Origin of the sequence: Streptomyces sp. NPDC086787 (assembly GCF_044745865.1) — a bacterium.
Classification (GTDB): Bacteria; Actinomycetota; Actinomycetes; order Streptomycetales; family Streptomycetaceae; genus Streptomyces.
The window spans coordinates 387364-408882 of record NZ_JBIVBC010000005.1; the positions used below are offsets into that span (position 1 = coordinate 387364).

The following is a 21519-nucleotide window of genomic DNA, read 5'->3' on the forward strand; positions in this document are numbered from 1 at the left end:
CGTCTGGGTCATGACGTCTGGGTTGTGACGGAGGTGGGAGGCGGGGGCGGGGCGATGGCCGGCGTCGGCTGACCATTGGCCCGGTTGAACAACCCCGCACGCCACCATCGGTGCGCCCAGCGCCCCTTGGGGCCCTGTCGGCCGGTTCCCCGCGGCGGCTACCGTGGACTCTGAAGCAGTGTGTTCGCGCCAGGGCGGCGCGGGGGAGGCAGGGGGGCGCGTGATGCGCAGCAGTCGTAGTCGAGGTGCCGTCATGGCCTCCGCCGTGGTGCTCGGTACCGGAATGATCCTGACCGGCTGCAAGAGCGGAGCCCTTCCGGCGGATGACGCCCCCTCGGGTTCCGCCGCCGCAACCGCCGGTCAGGGGCGCGTGGCGAACCCACTGGACAACCCGGACGGCACCCGGCCGGGGCTGGCGGCGATCACCTCGGCCGCGGACCTGGCCGAGGCGCGGACGCTGATCGGTCGCGTCCCGACGAAGGGACGTGGCCCCAAGACGGGTTACGCCCGCGACGAGTTCGGCTACGCCTGGATGGACTCGGCCCCGGGAGACGTCCCCTTCGCCCACAACGGGTGCGACTCGCGCAACGACCTCCTGAAACGTGACGGTGAGCAGGTCCGTTTCCGGGCGGGCTCGAACTGCGTCGTCACCTCCATGACGCTGCGCGACCCGTACACCGGGAAGACGATCGAGTGGACGAAGTCCCGTGCGACGACGGTCCAGATAGACCACGTCATGCCGCTGTCGTACGACTGGCAGATGGGCGCCTCCCGGTGGACGAAGGGCAAGCGGGAGGACATCGCCAACGACCCGCTCAACCTGATCCCGGTGGACGGACCGACCAACGGCTCGAAGAGCGACTCGGGTCCCGCGACGTGGCTGCCGCCGAACAGGAGCATCCGCTGCTCGTACAGCGTGCGGTGGGCGCAGGTCTCGCTGAAGTACGAGCTGCCGGTGACGGCGGCGGACAAGCAGACGATGCTGAAGCAGTGCGCCGCATAGGGCGGACTGCCTGCCGTCGGCCGGTCAGACAGCGCGGGGCGTGAGCAACTCCGCCAAGCGGTCCGCGAAAGCGGTGAGCCAGTCCAGCCGTGCCCCGCTGCGGGCCACCCGGAATCCGTGGCGGCGGCCCCAGAACGCGGCGTGGACGGCATGGAACTGCGCCCAGCGCCGGACCCGTTCGCGATCGAGTTCCGCGGCCTCGGCGAACACGTCCAGGGCGCGGTCGACGGCCTTGCCCAGATCGTCCGCTTCGAGGAGTGCCGGAGCGCGGGCCTTGAGGAGCGTGCCGGCGTCGTAGGCGGGGTCACCCGCGTACCCCTTGGGGTCCACGGCCAGCCATGGCTCGCGGTCGGCGCGCAGGATGTTGCGGGCGTGCAGATCGCCGTGGACGAGGGTGTCGGGCTGGACCCGGCCCAGTTCGTCGATGGTCGCCACGGTGGCGTCAAGTACGTACCGCGACAGTCCGTGCGGCAGCTCTCCGGCGTCCTCGCGAAGCCGCTCCGCCCAGCCGTCGGCCTGATCCCGCAGCCGGGGCAGGCCGTGCGGCGCGGGCACGGCGAGTGTGCGGCTGATCCGCCCGGCGACCCTCATCACCTCGTCGGTGTCCTCGACCTCGGCCAGTGTCGACGTCCGTACCTGTTCGAGCAGCATCGCGAACCGGTCGTCAGCACGCTCGTACAGCAGGACGGCGCCGCGCCCGTGCCAGGTGGCGAAGGCGTCCGGCTCATGGACGTTGCCGGGATGCGGAAACGACACCTTGAGCACGGCGCTGTCCCCGGCCCGCCGTCGCACCGGGACGATCAGCCCGACACCCCCGTGCGTGATGTCGCCGTCCGGCACACATCCCCAGTGCTCCATCAGACCGGCGACGAGGCCCGGCAGTTCGGCGAGCCAGGCCGCTCCGCGCTCGCCTTCACGCTCGACGGTGCAACGCGCGAACTCCTCCGGTACCGCGATCATCCAGGCACTCTACGGGCCGGCACTCCGCGGGCCGACCCGTCCTGCCGGTCCCAGCCGGCCGGAGCGCTCGGGCTCAGCCGCCCAGTGCGTCCAGGTCGATGATCTTCCCGGCGGGCTTCTTCGCGGGGACCGGCCGGTTGAAGTCGCTGAACGACAGGTGCACCGGGTCCTTGGCGGGCCCGCCGTCGATCTTCAGCAGATACGGCTTGCCCTGGGTGGCGACCAGGAGCGTGTAGTTCTCCTTGCCGTCCTTCTCGTGCAGGGCGATCGCCGGCACCCCGTCGAGCGTGGTGGTCTTCCCGCGGGTGGCGTTCGAGTGGCCGTCCGTGGCGTCGTCGAGCAGCGAGTTCAGGTCGCAGAAGGCCGTGAAGTCCTTCGCGTCCTCGCCCTTGACGCCCATCTTGGTCCACTTGCCGGCCAGCATGTCCACCGCCGCGTCGGTGTCGGACTTGGGCTCGCCCTTGCTCTGGGCGCGCAGGAACGTCTCGTCGAACTTCAGGTACACAGTGCTGCCGATCTTGATCAGTTCGGCCTTGCCCTGCCCGTTCATGCTCATCGTGCCCGCGCACTCGCCCTTCTTGTTCAGGGCCAGATCGAGCCGGATGGTGCCGCTGCTCTCGTCGTCGGAGACATCGCCCTTCAGCCGGAGCGAGGAGGCCCCGGTGGAGACCTTGATCGCCCGGTCGGCGATCTCACCGCCGGTCTGCCCGGCGAACGGGCCCTTCGGCTTGCTCTCGGCCTTGTCCGCTCCCGGCAGGCAGCCGGAGAGCCCCGCGGTGGCCGCGGCGGCGAGACAGAGAGCGGCAAGTGCGGTGCGACGCATGGCAGTTCCTTGGTGAAGAGAAGTGGACCGCGAAGGGCCTCAAGGGCCCCGGTGACCCTTGGCGGGCCTTGGTTCGCTGAGTCAATAAGACCAGAGGCTGTGAACCGAGTCAACACGATGAATGTGAAGGCTCGGATACACGGGCGTGAATGGGTGGATCATGGATATGTCGGTATGGTTGCCGTCACACACGGGACGAGGGGAGCGGGCGCGTGCAGGACAACGCGACAGAAGTGACCGCCGCCGGTATCGCACGGCTCGCCGGCGTCGGCCGCGCCGCCGTCAGCAACTGGCGCCGTCGGCATGCCGACTTCCCCAGGCCCGTGGGCGGCACCGAGACCAGCCCGTCCTTCGCCCTGGCCGAGGTCGAGGCCTGGTTGCGCAAGCAGGGCAAGCTCGCCGAGGTGCCGCTGCGCGAGCGGGTCTGGCAGCAGCTGACCGGCCATCCGGAAGGACCGGTCACCGCCCTGGTGCACGCGGGTTGCGCCCTGCTGCTCATCCATGAACGCCCCACCGACTGGCTGGAAGCCGCGTCCGGATCCGACGAACGACTGGCCGCGATGCTGCCCGGCGCGCTGGATCAGGTGATCGCGCTTCGCTTCGGTGTGAACGGCAGCCGCCGTGTTCACAGGCGGCGAGTCGCGGGCGGCGCGGGCGTGGTGAACTCCGCCGACGCTGTGAACACCGCGGCCGGTGTGAACACCCCGCCCGACGTGAACCCTCCCTCCGCTGTGAACCCACCGGCCGCCGCTCACGCCGCCGCGCCCGTTCACCCCGCCCCACCCGCGCACACCGCCCCCGCGGTTCACACCCCGTCCGGCCCCCAGCTCCTCCCCTCCACCCCGCTCCTGCGCGGCGTGGCCGAACTGGCCGCCGACCGAGGAGCGCGGGGGACCTTCGAGTTCCTGCTGGGGCGGTATCTGGACGCCAACCCGCGCCAGTACACCCTCACCCCCGCCGAGCTGGCCCAGCTCATGGCCGAACTGGCCGGTCCCGCACGCACCGTGCTCGACCCGGCCTGCGGCACCGGCGCCCTGCCCCGTGCCGTGGACAGCCGCCCCGACCAGGAGCTGTACGTCCAGGACAGTGCCCCCGGCCTCGCCGCGCTCACGGCGCTGCGGCTCGCGCTGCACTCGCGCGCCACCGTGCGCGGCGCCGTCGGCGACAGCCTGCGCGCGGACGCCCACCCCGGGCTGCGCGCCGACGCCGTCCTGTGCCATCCGCCGTTCAACGAACGCAACTGGGGACACGACGAACTCGCCTACGACCCGCGCTGGGAGTACGGCTTCCCGGCCCGTACCGAGTCCGAACTCGCCTGGGTCCAGCACGCGCTCGCCCGGCTGGCCGACGGTGGCACCGCGGTGCTGCTCATGCCGCCCGCCGCCGCCTCGCGCCGCTCCGGCCGCCGTATCCGCGCCGACCTGCTGCGCCGCGGTGCGCTGCGTGCCGTCGTCGCGCTGCCGGTGGGCGCGGCTCCGCCGTACAACATCCCTCTCCACGTGTGGGTGCTGCGCCGGCCCGGCAACCCGGCTGCGCAGCCCGCGCAGCCCGAGGTGCTGCTCGTCGACACCGGGCGGTTCGCCGGTGAGGGACGCGGTGGGCCGGACTGGCAGGCGGTGCGGGGGGCCGTCCTCGACACCTGGCAGGCCTTCGCGCGCGCGGAGGGGCTCGACGAGCGGCCGGGGCTGGCCCGTGCCGTGCCCGTGATCGAACTCCTCGACGACGACGTCGACCTCTCCCCGGCCCGCCATCTGCCGCCGCCCGCGACGGCCGACGGCGCGGAGCAGCTCACGGCCGTACGCGAGCGGCTCGGTGAGACCCTGCGCCTGGCCGCCGCCCTCACCCCGCCGCCCGCCGACCCCGCGTCGCCCGCGCGCTGGCCGCTCACCACCGTGGGCGAACTCGCGCGCGGGGGCGCCCTGACGATGCGCACCGGCGGAAACGGCGGCCACGCGCGCGTGCCGGTCCTCACCGACCACGACGTACTTGCCGGAACCGCGCCCTCGGGATCGCTCCCCGAGAGCGACGAGGAGGCCGTACTGACCGAGCGGGGTGACATCGTCGTCCCGGTGCTCGGCGGCGGCTCGGTGGCGCGCGTGATCGACGACGCTACGGCGGGGGCCGTCCTGGGGCGCAACCTCGTCCTGCTGCGTCCGGATCCCCGGGCGCTCGACCCCTGGTTCGTCGCCGGGTTCCTGCGGGGCACCGCCAACAACCGGCAGGCCAGCAGCTACGCGTCCACCGCCACCCGGCTCGACGTGCGCCGCCTTCAGCTGCCGCGGCTCGCCCTGCACGAACAGCGGTGCTACGGTGCGCGTTTCCTCGCCCTGGACGAGTTCGAACGGACACTCAGGCAGGCGGGCCGGCTCGGGGAGCAGCTCGTGCGTGGGATGTACGACGGTCTGACGGACGGCACGGTGACACCGGAGTGACCTGACGGGCGGCGGCACCTCCGCCCGCACCTCCGCCCGCACCACCGGCCCGCACCACCGGCCCGCATCTCCGGCCCGCATCTCCGGCCCGCATCTCCGGCCCGCATCTCCGGCCCGCATCTCCGGCCCGCATCTCCGGCCCGCATCTCCGGCCCGCACCACCGGCCCGCACCACCGGCCCGTCCGGAACGTCCGGTTCGGTACAACGGTTCGGTACAACCCCGACCCCTTGTCCGTTCAACCCGGACCTGTTGTCCGTGCCGGGCCATATGCTCGAAGCGACAAGCGAATGTCCGGCGTCCGTCCACGCGAGGGGCGACGCGGGACGTGTACGCCCTCTTCAGGCAACAGGAGCAGCCATGCAAGGCCACGGCTACGCACAGCCGGTGAAGCAGCCCCCGGATCCCGCGGTGCTGGTCCTCCTGCGCGTGCTCTTCGTGGCGATCGGGTGGCTCTGCATCGGGTTCACCGCCTGGGTGATGCTGCTGCGCCTGGCCATCGTGACCCGCAGATCGCTGGACTGGGGCCTGCTCGTGGCCGTGCTGGCGGCCGACGTCCTCAGCATCGTGCTGCTGGCGGGCGAACCCGGCGACGAAGTGCACACCGCCGGCGGCTACCTGGGCATCACCCTGCTCCTCGGCGGGCTGGTGGCGACGACGGTGTACTACCTCGCGGCGGACATACGGCACTTCCAGCGGCAGCGGGAGTCCTACCCCGCGCAGCACCCGATGGCGCCGCCGTACGGATACGCGCGGCCCTCGTCGCCGTACACCGCGACCACCGTGCCGAGCTCGCCGACCGGAACGCAGCCCCCGCACACCCCGGTCCCGGTGCCCCACACGCCGCCGCCGATACCCGCGCCGCCGCAGCGTCCGGCGCCCGCCCGCATCGAGCAGGTGCGTGCCGAGCTGGACGAACTGAGCGACTACCTGCGCAAGCACGACCGGCACGGACACGAGAGCGGCCACGGCCACGGGGACGGCCACGAGGGCGGCAGGTGACCGCGGCGACGGGGCGTGTCGTCGCCGGCCGTTACGCGCTGTCCACGCTCATCGGGCAGGGCGGCATGGGCCAGGTCTGGACGGCCTACGACAAGCGACTCGACCGGCGCGTGGCGGTGAAGCTGCTGCGCCCCGACAAGGTGGCCGGACAGGAGGCCGACGAGCTGCGCCGCAGGTTCCTGCGCGAGTGCCGGGTGACCGCGCAGGTCGACCATCCGGGGCTGGTCACGGTGCACGACGCGGGCAGCGACGACGAGGAACTGTTCCTCGTCATGCAGTACGTGGACGGCGCCGACCTCTCCGATCACCTCGCCGAGCACGACCCCTACCCGTGGCAGTGGGCCGTCGCGGTCGCCGCGCAGCTGTGCGCCGTGCTGAGCGCCGTGCACGCCGTGCCGATCGTCCACCGCGACCTCAAGCCGCGCAACGTGATGGTGAAACAGGACGGCACGGTCACCGTGCTCGACCTCGGCGTCGCCTCCGTCATGGACACCGACACCACCCGTCTCACGCACACCGGCTCGCCCATCGGCTCGCCCGCCTACATGGCCCCGGAACAGGCGATGGGCGGCGCGGTCGGCCCGTACACCGACCTGTACGCGCTGGGTGTGCTGATGCACGAACTGCTCAGCGGTGAGGTGCCGTTCGCGGGCTCCACGGCGCTCGGCGTGCTGCACCGGCACCTGTACGAGGCGCCGCTGCCCGTGCGCCGTATCCGCCCCGAGGTCCCGGAGGCGCTGGAGGCACTGGTCCTGAGGTTGCTCGCCAAGGATCCGCAGCACCGGCCTGCCTCCGCGCAGGAGGTGTACGAGCAACTGGCGTTGCTCCTGCCCGCGCGCGGGACGCCCACTGGGGCACCGCTCGACCCCACACGCCCCTTCCTGCGTCCGCATGCCCCCTGGCCGGACCGGGCGCGCACTCCCGCGCCCCAGCCCGCCCCCGTGGCGTCCGAGCCCGGCAAGCAGGATGTCGCCGCCGCCGTCGACGAGATCAAGCGTCTGCTGGGCGAGGGCCGTATCACCCAGGCCGTGGACATCCTGGGCGCGATCCTGCCCACCGCCGCCGAACAGCACGGGGAGCACTCCCCGGTGGTGCGCACCCTGCGCAAGCAGTACGCGGCCACGCTCATGGACGACGGTCAGTACCGGCGAGCGCTGCCCGAACTGCGCCGTCTCGCCGACGAGCGCGCCACCGAGGCGGGGCACGCCGACCCGCAGTCGCTGCGCTTCCGCTTCGACGCCGCCCAGTGCCTGGAACAACTCGGCGAACCGGCGGCCGCGATCGCGGAGTACCGCGCGCTGCTGCCGTACTACGAGAACCAGTACGTCTCCGGTGACCCGCAGCTCGCCCACGACGTCCGCCGCCGCATCGGTCTGCTCCTGCTCGCCGTCGGCGACCGGGCCGCCGCCCACGACACGCTCGCGCGGCTGGTGCTCGACGTGGAGCGCCTCCAGGGCCCCGGACACCCGATGGCCGCGGAGGTCCGGCGCACCTTGCAGTGGTTGGGGCAGGTGCGCGGTTAGTTTTTGCCGTTCCCAGAGCGACTTTTGTGATCTTCAGGGGCCGGTGTTGCCCGAATGAGGGGACAGCGCGGTATAGGTTTCCTCCGATTTTCAGTCTTGATTTTTCCCAACTGTTGTTCCTTCAGTTGTTCCTCTAGTTGTTCCTGATCACGGGGTGGGGTCGTCCATGTCCAGCCATCGGCAGTCGAAGAAGCGCAGATACGCCACGTGGGCCGTGGCGGGCGCCGCCGTGGTCGCCGGTGCGGGCATCGCCGCGCAGGCCTCCATGGCCGCCACTACCTGGCCCGCGCAGCGCACGTACACCGGACGCGCCTTCGACACCTGCACCGCCCCCTCCCTGTCCGCGATGAAGGCATGGCGCACGGACGGCTACTACGGCGCCGCCGCCGTCTACGTGGGCGGCAAGAACCGCGGCTGCGCCCAGCCCAACCTCACCGCCTCCTGGGTCAAGTCCGTCAGCTCCGCCGGCTGGAAGCTCGTCCCGCTCTACGTCGGCGCGCAGCCGCCCTGCCAGACCGGCTCCAGCCCGGAGAAGATCACCCCCGCCTCCGCCGCCTCGCTCGGCACCAGCGACGCCAACGACGCCGTGGCCAAGGCCGCCGCGCTCGGTATGAAGACGGGGAGCCCGATCTACCTCGACATGGAGGCGTACGACACGACGAACACGGCGTGCAACAACGCCGTGCTGACCTATGTGCGCGCTTTCTCCAAGCAACTGCGCGCCAAGACGTACCGCTCCGGCTACTACGGCTTCACCAGCTCCAGTGCCAAGGCCGTCGCGAACGCCAAGGACAAGACCGACCTGCCCGGCAACCTCTGGTACGCCCTGTGGGACAAGCAGAGCACCACGACCGCCGACTGGCCGTTCGGCGCGAGCCAGTTCACCGATCACAGCCGGGCGCACCAGTACTTGGTCAACAGCAAGGAGACCCGGGGCGGCTACACGATCACCGTGGACCGTGACGCCTGGGACGCCCCGGTGGCCATCACCGGCTGACCCGGCACCAGCGGGCCCGGCACCGGCTTACGGCGCCGGACGTCGCCGGAAGTCGTCAGGCGGGGCGCGACGGTGCCCGAAGCGCTCGTGAATCGTTGGTCGAATGGGTTGGCCGGAGCCTGCCCACTGCCTACCATCGATCACCGCAAGACTTTGTGCACCGCCGCACAATCTCCTCGGGAGGCTTCCTTGCACCGCCGCCGTCGCACCGCGCTCGTCCTGTCCGCCGCGATCGCCGCCGCGGTCCCGCTGCTCACCGCCTGTGGAAACGACGCGCATCCGGGCGCCGCGGCGGTCGTCGGCGGCCAGCGGATCACCGTCGCCCAGCTGGAGGGCAGGGTGAACGAGGTGCGCCGGGCGCAGCGGGCGGCGACGCCGGACGAGACGCAGTACCAGCAGGTACTCGCCTCCACCAGCAGCCTCACCCGCGACACCCTGCACAACATGGTGCTCGACCAGGTGCTGCACCGGGCGGCGCAGGACCAGGGCATCACGGTCGACCGCAAGGAGATCCAGCAGATGCGCGCCGGCCTGGAACAGCAGGCAGGCAGCCCGGAGGCGCTGCAGACGGCCTGGCTGCAGAAGTACGGCGTCGCCCCGGCACGGCTCGACGAGAACCTCCGCCTCCAGGTGGAGGCCCGGAAGCTGGCCCAGAGGCTCGGCACCGACACGACCCAGCCCGCCTTCTGGAAGGCACTGTCCACCGCGTCGGGCGAGCTGCACATCGACCTCAATCCGCGCTACGGCACGTGGGACGTGCAGAAGAGCAGCCGCGTGGACGCGAAGACTCCGTGGGTACGGGATGTCACGGCGGCCGGGGTGCAGCAGCCGGCGTAGGGACGCAGCAGCCGGCATAAGGACGCAGTCCAGTCGTACGATCGGACTTCCGGGTGTTGCCTGTGGACAACTCGCGGGGTGGCAGGCGGGTGTGCGTTACGTTCGAAGTGTGAACACCACCAGCCTCGAAGCAGTCAGGGAACCCGGCCCGGACGCGGCCCCCGGCCGGGTCGTCCTGCTCACCACCAGCCACCGCGTCGCCCCCGGGCTCCTGTCCTGGCCCGCCTGGCAGGCACTGCACGCCGCCGACCGGGTGCTGTGCTCGGACGGGGCCCATCCGCAGCTGCCCTATCTGCGCGAGGCCGGGATATCCGTGGACGAGGTGGCACCCACCGCCGGGGAACTGGTGGACGCCTGCGCGGGCGGCCACACCGTGGTGGTCGTCGCCTCGGGCGAGGGCGAGCCCACCCTCACCGACGGTCTGGCCCGCCTGGCCGGCTCGGGCCGGGTCCGGATGCCCGAGCTGGAGCTGCTCCCCGCCTCCTACGACCTGCCGGGCGCCCGTCTTCTCGACCTCGTTCAGGTCATGGACCGCATCCGCGCCGAGTGCCCCTGGTCGTCCCGCCAGACGCACCTGGGCCTTGCCAAGTACGGCATCGAGGAGGCGTACGAACTCGTCGAGGCGATCGAGGCCGGCGACCGCGACGAGCTGAGGGAAGAACTGGGGGACGTCCTGCTCCAGGTCGTCTTCCACTCCCGGATAGCCGAGGACGACCCGGACGTCCCCTTCTCCATCGACGACGTGGCGGGCGGCATCGTCGCCAAACTGATCCACCGCCACCCGCACGTCTTCGGCGACGAGCGGGCCGACACCCCCGAGGAGGTCAAGGCGCACTGGCTGCGTACCAAGGCGGAGGAGAAGCGCCGCTCCTCCGTGACCGACGGCATCCCCCTGGGGCAGCCCGGCCTCGCCCTGGCCGCCAAGCTCGCCGCCCGCACCCGCACGGCCGGCCTTGACGTGGCGCTTCCCGAGGGCGATGGCATCGGCTACGAACTCCTCGGCCTCGCGGTCCGCGCCGAGGCGGCAGGCATCGACCCGGAGACATCCCTGCGCGCGGCGGCCCGCGCCTACCGCGACGCGATTCGGGCGGCGGAGGGGGTGGAGACCCGACCCTGACCGCGGCGCGGCGCGGGGCGGGGCGGGGCGGCCCGGCCCTCCGGGACCTCCCGCGGCGTGGTTCCGCGCCGGTGCCGGATACCGTCGGGGAGTGACCGACCAGCCCTGTCAGCCGTCCGCTGTCCCGCCCGCTCCCGAGCTGTTCACCTGGGAGTTCGCCAGCGACCCCTACCCCGCCTACGCCTGGCTGCGCGAGCACGCCCCCGTGCACCGGACGAAGCTGCCGAGCGGAGTGGAGGCCTGGCTGGTCACCCGCTACACCGACGCCAAGCAGGCGCTGGCCGACCAGCGGCTGTCGAAGAACCCGGCGCATCATGACGAGCCCGCGCACGCCAGGGGCAGGACCGGTATCCCCGGTGAGCGCAAGGCCGAGCTGATGACGCACCTGCTCAACATCGATCCGCCGGACCACACCAGGCTGCGGCGGCTGGTCAGCAAGGCGTTCACACCCCGCAGGGCCGCCGAGTTCGGCTCCCGGGTGCAGGAGCTCACCGACGGGCTCATCGACCGGTTCGCCGGAGAGGGATCGGCCGACCTCATCCACGAGTTCGCGTTCCCGCTGCCGATCTACGCCATCTGCGACATGCTCGGTGTTCCGCGCGAGGACCAGGACGACTTCCGCGACTGGGCGGGAATGATGATCCGGCACGGGGGAGGACCGCGGGGCGGGGTCGCGCGGTCGGTCAAGAAGATGCGGGGCTACCTCGCCGAGCTGATCCACAAGAAGCGTGCGGCGCTGCCCGACGTCCCCGCGCCGGGCGAAGACCTCATCTCCGGGCTCATCCGCGCCTCCGACCACGGCGAGCACCTCACCGAGAACGAGGCCGCGGCCATGGCGTTCATCCTGCTGTTCGCCGGGTTCGAGACGACCGTCAACCTCATCGGCAACGGCACCTACGCCCTGCTGACCCACCCCGGGCAGCGGAACCGCCTCCAGGAGTCGCTCGCCCGCAACGAACGGGACCTCCTGGAGACCGGGGTGGAGGAACTCCTGCGGTACGACGGACCGGTCGAGCTGGCCACCTGGCGGTTCGCGACCGAGCCGCTCACCATCGGCGGGCAGCACATCGCGCCCGGCGATCCGGTGCTCGTCGTGCTCGCCGCCGCCGACCGGGACCCGGAGCGGTTCGCCGACCCGGACGTCCTCGATCTCGGACGACGCGACAACCAGCATCTTGGATACGGCCACGGCATCCACTACTGCGTCGGGGCGCCGCTCGCCCGCCTCGAGGGGCAGACCGCGCTCGCCACCCTGCTCACCCGCCTCCCCGATCTCCGGCTCGCGGTGGATCCGGCCGAACTGCGGTGGCGCGGCGGGCTCATCATGCGGGGGCTGCGCACCTTGCCGGTGGAGTTCACTCCCGTCCGGCCCGAAGGTGATGAACCTTCAACTATGTGATCTTCACGTGATCTGCGCGGCATGAACTTGTGACAAGTGATCGTCAGTGGATACGTTCACTCGTCAGTGCGGCACATGGGTTTCGCGTGCCGCACCGGTCACCGCTGTCGCGCGAAAGGTCTCCGCATGCTCTCCGGGAACGGTCGTCACCGTCGCCCCCGTCAGGCTCCGGCTCTCCTCGTGGCGGCGGGAGTGGCCGGCTCCGCCATCGCCATCCCGCTGCTCGGCGCGGCGAGCGCCAGCGCGGCCGAGGGCACCACATGGGACAAGGTGGCCGAGTGCGAGAGCGGCGGCTCCTGGAGCGCCAACACCGGCAACGGCTACTACGGCGGACTCCAGCTGTCCCAGGACGACTGGGACGAGTACGGCGGTCTCGACTACGCGGCCAGCCCGGACGAGGCCAGCCGTTCGCAGCAGATAGCCGTCGCCGAGCGGATCCTCGACCGCAAGGGCACCGCCCACTGGGCCACCTGCGCTCTACTCTCCGGGCTCACCTCGAACTCCGGGTCCGTCGACGTGGACACGGGCGTAGGGTCCGCGTCGCCCGACGCGGACGGCTCCTCGGGTTCGTCTGGTTCTTCCGGTTTGTCCGGTTCTTCTGGTGCTTCCGGCACCCCCTCCACCCCCTCCACCCCCTCCGGCTCACCCGACTCGGGTGACTCGTCCAAGGCGCCGGGCTCCTCGGTGCCGGGCTCCTCGTCGTCGGACGCCGACGCGGGTGAGGGTGCCGACAAGAAGGGCGACCCCGCCGGGTCCGCCGATTCCGACGGCTCAGCAAAGTCGGACAAGTCGGCACCTTCCGGGGCGGACGGTTCGCAGGAGGGTGACGGCTCGCCCACCGAGGGCGCCACCTCCGACTCGGACAAATCGGCCGAGGAGGCCGGGTCTTGGAACCTGGTCGACACCGGTGCCGCGGCCGGCGGTCGTCACCGGGGCGCGAGTGCGGACGAAAGTGAAGCAAGCGGACAGGGCCCCGCGTCGTCGGGCCGACATGCCTCGCAGAGCTACACGGTGCGCGTCGGCGACACCCTCTGCTCCATCGCCGACTCCCTTGACGTGGACGGCGGATGGCGTGCGCTCTACGCCGCCAACAAGGTCGCCATCGGAGGCGACCCGAACGCCATCATGCCCGGTCAGACCCTGGAAATCGGTACCGAAACGGACGGCGAATAGGGCAAGTTGGCGCCCTTGTTCGCATATAATGTCCGGTTTGGTGAAAGTGTGGGATGAGTCTCAGAAGCCCTGATCGTCTTTGAAAATCCCCCGGGCGCCTGTCTACGGTCAGGACCGCTCGCCATCACGAGCCCCGGCTGTCGCAACGCCGAATCCTGCCAGCGGCCGCACGGGAACAGACGACGCGCAAGCGCCGCAGGCAGGAGCGGGGGACCCAAGGTAAGTGCCGCGCCGGACAGTTGACCGGGGCGGCTAGGGGTGGAGCCACATCTCCCAGGGGGAGGAGTGGCCGGGCAACTCAACCGGCCCGAACCCGACAGCTCACCTCGCAGGCGTCGGTGAGGGGATCCCAACATGCTGTTTTCCGCCAAGGGCAAGCACCGCCGTCCCTCCAGGCCCGTCCACGCTCGCGTCATCGCGATCGCCGGAGTGACCGGCGCCGCTGTCGCCGCTCCGCTGGTGGCCTCCGGTACCGCCTCCGCCGCCACCGCCTCCGAGTGGGACGCCGTCGCCCAGTGCGAGTCCGGCGGCAACTGGTCGATCAACACCGGTAACGGCTTCTACGGCGGCGTCCAGTTCTCGGCCTCCACCTGGGCCGGTTACGGCGGCACGAAGTACGCCGCCACCGCCGACAAGGCGACCAAGTCGCAGCAGATCGAGATCGCCGAGAAGGTCCTCGCCGGACAGGGCAAGGGTGCCTGGCCGGTCTGCGGCAAGGGTCTGTCCCGCGCCGCCTACACCGGCGGCTCCGCGTCTAACACCACGAAGTCCGCCGACCGCTCCGCCGAGCCCAAGGCCGCCTCCCGCTCCGTCGACCGCCCGGCCCCGAGCAAGCACACCGCCAAGCCCAAGCCGAAGACCGTCACCACCCCGACCGGTGAGAAGGTCAAGAAGGGCGACGGCGAGTACCGGGTCGTCAAGGGCGACACCCTCAGCTCCATCGCCGCGAAGCACAAGGTGCGCGGCGGCTGGCAGAAGCTGTTCGAGCGGAACGACGACATCATCAAGGACGCGGACCTCATCTACCCGGGTCAGCAGCTGCACCTGGGCTGACGGACACCCCCGTCCCCACGGGCTCCCCGCCCCCCCCGGTCTCCCCGCCCCGGCGCGTGTTCCCCCGCACGCACCGGGGCGGGGTTCTGTTCTGTCTCCCGCGTTCGTGTCTCCCGCACTGCCGCTCCGTCTCGCGAATTGCCGCCCCTCTTTGTTCCGTCGTGGAACAATGTGTACGGTCTCCCTGTTCCTGCGGTCTCCCTGTCCATGGGGCGGTCGGTCGATGGCCGACGCTCCCGGGACGGATAGGCTCTAGGCGCAAGGCACACCAGCCCCGCACTTCCAGCGTCACATCCCAAGAAGGAGATGCTCGTGCCGTCCATCGACGTCGTCGTAGCCCGGGAAATCCTGGACTCCCGAGGCAACCCCACGGTCGAGGTCGAGGTCGGCCTCGACGACGGCAGCACGGGTCGTGCCGCCGTTCCGTCCGGCGCCTCCACCGGTGCCTTCGAGGCCGTCGAGCTCCGTGACGGCGACCAGAACCGCTACCTCGGCAAGGGCGTCGAGAAGGCCGTCCTCGCCGTGATCGAGCAGATCGGCCCCGAGCTGGTCGGCTACGACGCCACCGAGCAGCGCCTGATCGACCAGGCGATGTTCGACCTGGACGCCACCGACAACAAGGGCTCGCTGGGTGCCAACGCCATCCTCGGCGTCTCCCTCGCCGTCGCCCACGCCGCAGCCGAGGCCAGCGACCTGCCCCTCTTCCGCTACCTGGGCGGCCCGAACGCGCACCTGCTGCCGGTGCCGATGATGAACATCCTGAACGGCGGCTCGCACGCCGACTCCAACGTGGACATCCAGGAGTTCATGATCGCCCCGATCGGCGCGGAGTCCTTCTCCGAGGCGCTGCGCTGGGGCGCCGAGGTCTACCACACCCTCAAGAAGGTCCTGAAGGGCAAGGGACTGTCCACCGGTCTCGGCGACGAGGGCGGCTTCGCCCCCGACCTCGGCTCCAACCGTGAGGCGCTCGACCTCATCCTCGAGGCCATCAAGCTGGCCGGTTACGTCCCGGGCGAGCAGATCGCGCTCGCGCTCGACGTCGCCGCGTCCGAGTTCTACAAGGACGGCAAGTACGAGTTCGAGGGCAAGTCCCGCTCGGCCGCCGAGATGACCGAGTACTACGAGGAGCTGGTGGCCGCCTACCCGCTCGTCTCCATCGAGGACCCGCTGTTCGAGGACGACTGGGCCGGCTGGAAGGTCATCACCGACAAGCTCGGCGACAAGGTCCAGCTGGTCGGCGACGACCTGTTCGTCACCAACCCGGAGCGTCTGTCCCGCGGTATCGACGAGGGCACCGCCAACGCCCTGCTCGTGAAGGTCAACCAGATCGGCTCGCTGACCGAGACCCTGGACGCCGTCGAGCTGGCCCAGCGCAGCGGCTTCAAGTGCATGATGTCCCACCGCTCCGGCGAGACCGAGGACGTCACCATCGCCGACCTGGCCGTCGCCACCAACTGCGGCCAGATCAAGACCGGCGCCCCGGCCCGCTCCGAGCGCGTCGCCAAGTACAACCAGCTGCTGCGCATCGAGGAGATCCTCGACGACGCGGCGGTGTACGCCGGACGCAGCGCCTTCCCGCGCTTCCGCGGCAACGACGAGATCGCGAAGGGCTGACCCGGGGCCCTGATCCGAGGGCGGGCCCCGGCCCGCACACCGGACAGGCCCTGGCCAAGTCGTACGTACGTCCCCGTACCCGGTCCCGTACCGTGTCCGGGGACGTACGCGCTTACGAGGGAGGCGGGGACATGGCCGTGAAGGACCGGGACCGGTTCTCCACCGCGACCAAACTGCGACTGCTCGGCGAGCAGACCGCGGCCCGGGTCTACCGCTCCCAGACCAAGCGCCAGGCCCGCCGCTCCCGGCTCACCGGCCGGGCCGCGCTGCTCGCCCTCGTGCTGTGCACGATGGTGGTGGCCCTGGCCTACCCGATGCGCCAGTACGTCTCCCAGCGCGCCGAGATCGCCGACCTGGAGCGGCAGCAGCAGCGGGCCGCCGAACGGGTCGAGGAACTGCGCGACCTCAAGGCGCGCTGGCAGGACGACGCGTACGCGGAGCAGCAGATCCGGCTGCGGCTGCACTATGTGATGCCGGGGGAGACCGGCTACATCGTGATCGACCCCAGTGCGGCCAGGCAGGCCCACGCCTACCCGGGGGAGACCGACCGCCCCTGGTACTCGAACGTCTGGGACGGCGTCGACAAGTCCGACGCCTCCGACCAGTGAGCCGCCGGCCGGGACGGCCCGGCCGGCGAAACCGCAGCCAGAGAAAGACAACCTGAAGACAGTCATGGAAACGCCCCCGCCGCCCACCGAGCGCACCGAGCCCACCGCCGCCGACGTCGAGGCCTTCAAACAGCAGCTCGGCCGTCCGCCGCGCGGGCTGCGGGCCATCGCGCACCGGTGCCCGTGCGGTCAGCCGGATGTCGTGGAGACGGCACCGCGCCTGCCCGACGGCACCCCCTTCCCGACGACGTACTACCTGACGTGCCCGCGTGCCGCCTCCGCCATCGGCACACTGGAGGCCGACGGCGTCATGAAGGAGATGACCGAGCGGCTGGGGAAGGACCCCGAGCTGGCCGCCGCCTACCGGGCCGCGCACGAGGACTACATCCGGCGCCGCGACGAGATCGAGGTCCTGGAGGGCTTCCCGAGTGCCGGCGGCATGCCGGACCGGGTGAAGTGCCTGCACGTCCTCGTCGGCCACTCGCTGGCGGCCGGGCCGGGCGTGAACCCGCTCGGCGACGAGGCCATCGCCATGCTGCCCGAGTGGTGGCGCAAGGGGCCGTGCGTGCAGCCGCTGGAGGCCCCCGACCCGGCGGACGAGCACCCCGGTGCGGAGGGCGCGAGCGACGACCCCACCGCCGTCCGCAGCGGCTCGCCCGCCTCCCGGCCGACGGCGCCCGAGGGCTTCTCCCGGGTCGCGGCCGTGGACTGCGGCACCAACTCGATCCGGCTGCTCGTCGCCGACGTGAACCCGGCCACCGGCGAACTGCTGGAGCTGGACCGCCGTATGACGATCGTGCGGCTCGGCCAGGACGTGGACCGCACCGGTCGGCTGGCCCCCGAGGCGCTGGAGCGGACCTTCGCGGCGTGCCGTGAGTACGCGGACGTCATCCGTGAACTGGGCGCCGCCCGGGTGCGGTTCGTGGCCACGTCGGCCTCGCGGGACGCGTCCAACCGGGACGAGTTCGTGCGCGGTGTCGTGGACATCCTCGGCGTCGAGCCCGAGGTGATCAGCGGTGAGCAGGAGGCCGCGTTCTCCTTCACCGGCGCCACCAAGGAGCTGGCCGACCGCGCCGACCTCGCCACGCCCTACCTGGTCGTGGACATCGGCGGCGGCTCCACCGAGTTCGTCGTCGGCGACGGGCAGGTGCGCGCCGCGCGGTCCGTGAACGTGGGCTGCGTCCGGATGACCGAACGGCACCTGGTGCGCGACGGCGAGGTGACCGACCCGCCCACCGCGGAGCAGCTGGCCGCCCTGCGCGCCGACATCGAGACCGCCCTCGACCTCGCCGAGGAGACGGTCCCGCTGCGTGAGGCGCGCACCCTGGTCGGTCTCGCCGGGTCGGTCACGACGCTGTCCGCGATCGCCCAGGACCTGCCCGAGTACGACGCCGAGCGCGTCCACCACTCGCGCGTCTCCCGCGACCGGGTCCGCGAGATCACCGAGCGGCTGCTGCGCTCCACCCACGCCGAGCGGACGGCGATCCCGTCCCTGCACCCGGGGCGTGTCGACGTGATCGGCGCGGGCGCCCTCGTACTGCTCGCGATCATGGAGCGCACCGGGGCCGAGGAGGTCGTGGTGAGCGAGCACGACATCCTCGACGGCATCGCGTGGTCGATCGGCCGACCGATCGGCTGAGCAGGACCGCGGCGGACGAGCCCTCCGGGGGTGGTCACACACCTCCTGGGGGCACCCCCGCGGAAAAGTTCGTGAAGTTCTTCACAAGGAATTCGGTCGTGTGGAGGGGGTGAGGGCCTTCGATTGGCCCGTCCGGGGGCTCAATGGCCCTTGGAGTGCGCTCAGGAGAGCGTGGCCGGAGCCTCGCGCGCAGGTGTCGGACAGGGCTTCCGCGGAGGTCCGGCGGACCCCCTGAACGGCAGGAGGTGCAGCTCACACGGCCTTGATAACGGGGCGTAACGCCCCCCGGTTCCCCCCGGCCGACATGACCTGCGTCACGTGGGCCGCGGAGTGTAGCACGGGCCCTCAAGAACCTTGTGAAGGGGCGCACGAGCGACCCCCAAGGGGCGGGTGGATACTCGATCCCATGAGCACCACGGAGCGTCCCAGGATCCTCGTAGTAGGCGGTGGGTACGTAGGCCTGTACGCAGCTCGGCGCATTCTCAAGAAGATGCGCTACGGCGAGGCGACCGTCACGGTCGTCGACCCCCGGTCGTACATGACCTACCAGCCCTTCCTGCCCGAAGCCGCCGCCGGCAACATCTCCCCCCGGCACGTCGTCGTCCCGCTGCGACGCGTGCTGCCGAAGGCGGAGGTCCTCACCGGCCGGGTCACCACCATCGACCAGGACCGCAAGGTGGCCACGATCGCCCCGCTGGTCGGCGAGGCGTACGAGCTGCCCTTCGACTACCTGGTGATCGCGCTCGGCGCGGTCTCCCGTACCTTCCCGATCCCCGGCCTCGCCGAACAGGGCATCGGCATGAAGGGCATCGAGGAGTCCATCGGCCTGCGCAACCACGTCCTGGAGCAGCTGGACAAGGCCGACTCCACCACCGACGAGGAGATCCGCCGCAAGGCGCTCACCTTCGTCTTCATCGGCGGCGGCTTCGCCGGTGCGGAGACCATCGGTGAGGTCGAGGACATGGCCCGCGACGCGGCCAAGTACTACAAGAACGTGTCCCGCGAGGACATGCGCTTCGTCCTCGTCGACGCCGCCGACAAGATCCTTCCCGAGGTCGGCCCCAAGCTCGGCCAGTACGGCAAGGAGCACCTGGAGAGCCGGGGCGTGGAGATCTACCTCTCCACCTCCATGGACTCCTGCGTCGACGGCCACGTGGTGCTGAAGAACGGCCTGGAGGTCGACTCCAACACCATCGTGTGGACCGCCGGCGTCAAGCCGAACCCGGCGCTCGGCCGCTTCGGCCTCCCGCTCGGCCCCCGCGGCCACGTCGACTGCGAGCCCACGCTCCAGGTCGCCGGCACCGACTACATCTGGGCCGCGGGCGACAACGCCCAGGTGCCCGACATGGTCGGCCGCAAGGCGGGCAACGAGAACGCCTGGTGCCCGCCCAACGCCCAGCACGCGCTGCGCCAGGCCAAGGTGCTCGGCGACAACGTGATCTCCGGCCTGCGGGGCTTCCCGCAGAAGGAGTACTCGCACGCCAACAAGGGCGCCGTGGCCGGTCTCGGCCTCCACAAGGGCGTCGCGATGATCGTCCTGGGCAAGACCAAGATCAAGCTCAAGGGCCGTCTGGCCTGGTACATGCACCGTGGCTACCACGGTCTGGCCATGCCGACCTGGAACCGCAAGATCCGCATCTTCGCGGACTGGACCCTCGGCATGTTCCTCAAGCGCGAGGTCGTCTCCCTCGGCGCCATGGAGAACCCGCGCGACGAGTTCTACGAGGCCGCCAAGCCGGCCCCGGCCCCGGTCGCCGCCAAGACCGAGGAGAAGGCCAAGGCCTCCTGACCCTCCCGGCCGCCCCGCTCGCCGGGGCGACCTGCCGAAGGGCCTCCCGCCATCCGTGGTGCGGGAGGCCCTTCGGCGTTCCCCGGGCGGTCGGCCGAGGGCCGGTTGAGGGCCGGCCGGGGGCTTTCCCGGAATGTGACCCCGTTGCGGGACTGTGCCGGACACCATCCGGTGCTTACGTGGTGTACGTGGATCCGGGATCCGTCGTCACGGAGGTGCGCCATGGCCGACGCCGCGTCGCGGCTGACGAGTGTTGCCGAGCAGTTGCTGGGAGTGCCGCTTCCGGTGCGGATTCGAGCCTGGGACGGTTCGCGGTCCGGCCCGCCGGACGCACCGACCCTGGTCTTCCGCAACCGCCGCGCCCTGCGCCGGCTGCTGTGGAGGCCGGGCGAACTGGGCCTGGCCCGCGCCTGGGTGGCCGGTGACCTGGAGATCGAGGGTGACCTCTACACCGCCCTCGACGCGCTGTCCGGACTGGTGTGGGAGCGCGGGGAGGACAGCAGGAGCACCGTCCGGGCGTTGCGCGACCCGGCGGTCCGGGCCGCCGTCCGCGATCTGGTGCGGCTCGCCGGCCCCCCGCTGCCGCCCGCTCCGCCCCAGGAGGAGGCACGCCGCACCCGGCACCTGCACACCCGGCGCAGCGACCGGCGGGCCATCAGCCACCACTACGACGTCGGCAACGACTTCTACGAGATCGTCCTCGGCCCGTCCATGGTGTACTCGTGCGCCTACTGGCAGGAGAACGGGACCCTGGAGACCGCCCAGCGCGACAAGCTCGAACTCGTCGCCCGGAAACTCGGTCTGGCTCCCGGGCAGAGACTGCTCGACGTCGGCTGCGGCTGGGGCTCGATGGCGATCCACGCGGCCCGCGAGCACGGTGTGAGCGTCGTCGGCGTCACCCTGTCCCAGGAGCAGGCCGCGTACGCCCGCAAGTGCGTCGCCGACGAGGGACTCACCGACCGCGTCGAGATCCGGGTGCAGGACTACCGGGACGTCACCGACGGCCCCTACGACGCGATCTCGTCCATCGGCATGGCCGAGCACGTCGGCGCCGAACGCTATCTCGACTACGCGCGCGCCCTGCACGCCCTGCTGAAGCCGGGCGGACGGCTGCTCAACCACCAGATCGCCCGCCGCCCCGAGCCGGACGAGTCGTCGTACCGCGTCGACGAGTTCATCGACGCCTATGTCTTCCCCGACGGCGAGCTCGCCCCGCTCGGCACCACCGTGACCCAGCTGGAGCGTGCCGGGTTCGAGGTGCGGGACGTGGAGTCGATCCGCGAGCACTACGGCCTCACGCTGCGCCGCTGGGTGGCCCGGCTGGAGGCCGACTGGGCGCGCGCGGCACGCCTCGCCGGTCCCGGCCGCGCCCGCGTCTGGCGCCTCTACATGGCCGCCTGCGCCGTCGCCTTCGAGCGCAACCGCATCGGCGTCAACCAGGTGCTGGCGGTACGCACCGCCGACTCCGGCGCCGCCGGCCTGCCGCTGCGCACCCGCACCTGGCACGGCTGAGACGGACGGTACGGCGGTACGGCGAGAGCCCCGCCCCGC

17 protein-coding genes, 1 pseudogene and 1 riboswitch are annotated in these 21519 nt (G+C 71.4%); of the genes and pseudogenes, 16 read left to right on the forward strand and 2 right to left on the reverse strand.

Going from position 1 to position 21519, the window contains the following annotated elements:
- Window positions 1-253 precede the first annotated feature (253 nt).
- Complete coding sequence (locus ACIPK3_RS16045; RefSeq protein ID WP_402570050.1) at window positions 254-1003, forward strand: HNH endonuclease family protein; 750 nt, start codon at window positions 254-256, stop codon at window positions 1001-1003.
- A gap of 24 nt (window positions 1004-1027) precedes the next feature.
- On the opposite strand, the gene ACIPK3_RS16050 is transcribed toward ACIPK3_RS16045, so the two are convergent.
- Complete coding sequence (locus ACIPK3_RS16050; protein WP_402570052.1) at window positions 1028-1963, reverse strand: aminoglycoside phosphotransferase family protein; 936 nt, start codon at window positions 1961-1963, stop codon at window positions 1028-1030.
- Between the two features lie 73 nt (window positions 1964-2036).
- Window positions 2037-2786: a hypothetical protein gene (locus tag ACIPK3_RS16055; RefSeq protein WP_402570053.1), complete on the reverse strand. Its 750-nt coding sequence runs from the start codon at window positions 2784-2786 to the stop codon at window positions 2037-2039.
- A 212-nt stretch (window positions 2787-2998) separates the two neighbouring features.
- On the opposite strand from ACIPK3_RS16055, the gene ACIPK3_RS16060 reads away from it, so the two are divergent.
- From ACIPK3_RS16060 to ACIPK3_RS16130, 15 genes and pseudogenes are all read left to right on the forward strand, one after another.
- Window positions 2999-5218 carry an N-6 DNA methylase gene (locus tag ACIPK3_RS16060; protein WP_402570055.1) on the forward strand — a complete coding sequence of 740 codons (2220 nt, stop codon included), beginning with the start codon at window positions 2999-3001 and terminating at the stop codon, window positions 5216-5218.
- Between the two features lie 359 nt (window positions 5219-5577).
- Window positions 5578-6219 carry a hypothetical protein gene (locus ACIPK3_RS16065; RefSeq protein WP_402570056.1) on the forward strand — a complete coding sequence of 214 codons (642 nt, stop codon included), beginning with the start codon at window positions 5578-5580 and terminating at the stop codon, window positions 6217-6219.
- Between the two features lie 38 nt (window positions 6220-6257).
- On the forward strand, window positions 6258-7742 hold the full coding sequence (locus ACIPK3_RS16070) for a protein kinase (protein WP_402570216.1): 1485 nt from the start codon (window positions 6258-6260) through the stop codon (window positions 7740-7742).
- Between the two features lie 166 nt (window positions 7743-7908).
- Complete coding sequence (locus tag ACIPK3_RS16075) at window positions 7909-8739, forward strand: glycoside hydrolase domain-containing protein (RefSeq protein ID WP_402570058.1); 831 nt, start codon at window positions 7909-7911, stop codon at window positions 8737-8739.
- Window positions 8740-8928: 189 nt separating this feature from the next.
- On the forward strand, window positions 8929-9576 hold the full coding sequence (locus ACIPK3_RS16080; protein ID WP_402570059.1) for a SurA N-terminal domain-containing protein: 648 nt from the start codon (window positions 8929-8931) through the stop codon (window positions 9574-9576).
- 109 nt (window positions 9577-9685) lie between these two features.
- Window positions 9686-10693 (forward strand): nucleoside triphosphate pyrophosphohydrolase, encoded by a 1008-nt coding sequence (locus ACIPK3_RS16085; protein WP_402570061.1) that lies wholly within the window; start codon window positions 9686-9688, stop codon window positions 10691-10693.
- Window positions 10694-10784: 91 nt separating this feature from the next.
- Window positions 10785-12092: a cytochrome P450 gene (locus ACIPK3_RS16090; RefSeq protein ID WP_402570063.1), complete on the forward strand. Its 1308-nt coding sequence runs from the start codon at window positions 10785-10787 to the stop codon at window positions 12090-12092.
- A gap of 126 nt (window positions 12093-12218) precedes the next feature.
- A complete protein-coding gene (locus ACIPK3_RS16095; protein WP_402570065.1) occupies window positions 12219-13265 on the forward strand; it encodes a transglycosylase family protein in 1047 nt (348 codons plus the stop codon).
- 181 nt (window positions 13266-13446) lie between these two features.
- Window positions 13447-13615: riboswitch (cyclic di-AMP (ydaO/yuaA leader) on the forward strand.
- A gap of 4 nt (window positions 13616-13619) precedes the next feature.
- The gene (locus ACIPK3_RS16100; protein ID WP_402570066.1) at window positions 13620-14318 is read left to right on the forward strand and encodes a transglycosylase family protein; all 699 of its coding nucleotides are present in this window, start codon (window positions 13620-13622) and stop codon (window positions 14316-14318) included.
- A 306-nt stretch (window positions 14319-14624) separates the two neighbouring features.
- Entirely contained in the window at window positions 14625-15932 is a 1308-nt protein-coding gene (eno, locus tag ACIPK3_RS16105) for a phosphopyruvate hydratase (protein ID WP_402570068.1), read from the forward strand.
- 131 nt (window positions 15933-16063) lie between these two features.
- On the forward strand, window positions 16064-16540 hold the full coding sequence (locus ACIPK3_RS16110) for a septum formation initiator family protein (protein WP_402570070.1): 477 nt from the start codon (window positions 16064-16066) through the stop codon (window positions 16538-16540).
- Window positions 16541-16604: 64 nt separating this feature from the next.
- Window positions 16605-17006 (forward strand): annotated as a pseudogene (locus ACIPK3_RS16115) (DUF501 domain-containing protein); the annotation flags it as partial.
- A gap of 237 nt (window positions 17007-17243) precedes the next feature.
- Entirely contained in the window at window positions 17244-18179 is a 936-nt protein-coding gene (locus tag ACIPK3_RS16120) for an exopolyphosphatase (RefSeq protein WP_402570218.1), read from the forward strand.
- Window positions 18180-18585: 406 nt separating this feature from the next.
- Window positions 18586-19968, forward strand: coding sequence for an NAD(P)/FAD-dependent oxidoreductase (locus ACIPK3_RS16125; RefSeq protein ID WP_402570072.1), 1383 nt, complete (start codon window positions 18586-18588; stop codon window positions 19966-19968).
- 222 nt (window positions 19969-20190) lie between these two features.
- Entirely contained in the window at window positions 20191-21480 is a 1290-nt protein-coding gene (locus ACIPK3_RS16130; RefSeq protein ID WP_402570074.1) for a class I SAM-dependent methyltransferase, read from the forward strand.
- Window positions 21481-21519: the final 39 nt, after the last annotated feature.

Bases quoted from the DNA above. Each gene is read 5' to 3' on its own strand.
- ACIPK3_RS16130 (WP_402570074.1), top strand. From the start codon at position 20,191: ATGGCCGACGCCGCGTCGCGGCTGACGAGTGTTGCCGAGCAGTTGCTG.
- ACIPK3_RS16050 (WP_402570052.1), bottom strand. From the start codon at position 1,963: ATGATCGCGGTACCGGAGGAGTTCGCGCGTTGCACCGTCGAGCGTGAA.
- ACIPK3_RS16045 (WP_402570050.1), top strand. From the start codon at position 254: ATGGCCTCCGCCGTGGTGCTCGGTACCGGAATGATCCTGACCGGCTGC.
- ACIPK3_RS16065 (WP_402570056.1), top strand. From the start codon at position 5,578: ATGCAAGGCCACGGCTACGCACAGCCGGTGAAGCAGCCCCCGGATCCC.
- eno (WP_402570068.1), top strand. From the start codon at position 14,625: ATGCTCGTGCCGTCCATCGACGTCGTCGTAGCCCGGGAAATCCTGGAC.
- ACIPK3_RS16110 (WP_402570070.1), top strand. From the start codon at position 16,064: ATGGCCGTGAAGGACCGGGACCGGTTCTCCACCGCGACCAAACTGCGA.
- ACIPK3_RS16055 (WP_402570053.1), bottom strand. From the start codon at position 2,786: ATGCGTCGCACCGCACTTGCCGCTCTCTGTCTCGCCGCCGCGGCCACC.
- ACIPK3_RS16095 (WP_402570065.1), top strand. From the start codon at position 12,219: ATGCTCTCCGGGAACGGTCGTCACCGTCGCCCCCGTCAGGCTCCGGCT.
- ACIPK3_RS16125 (WP_402570072.1), top strand. From the start codon at position 18,586: ATGAGCACCACGGAGCGTCCCAGGATCCTCGTAGTAGGCGGTGGGTAC.
- ACIPK3_RS16075 (WP_402570058.1), top strand. From the start codon at position 7,909: ATGTCCAGCCATCGGCAGTCGAAGAAGCGCAGATACGCCACGTGGGCC.
- ACIPK3_RS16100 (WP_402570066.1), top strand. From the start codon at position 13,620: ATGCTGTTTTCCGCCAAGGGCAAGCACCGCCGTCCCTCCAGGCCCGTC.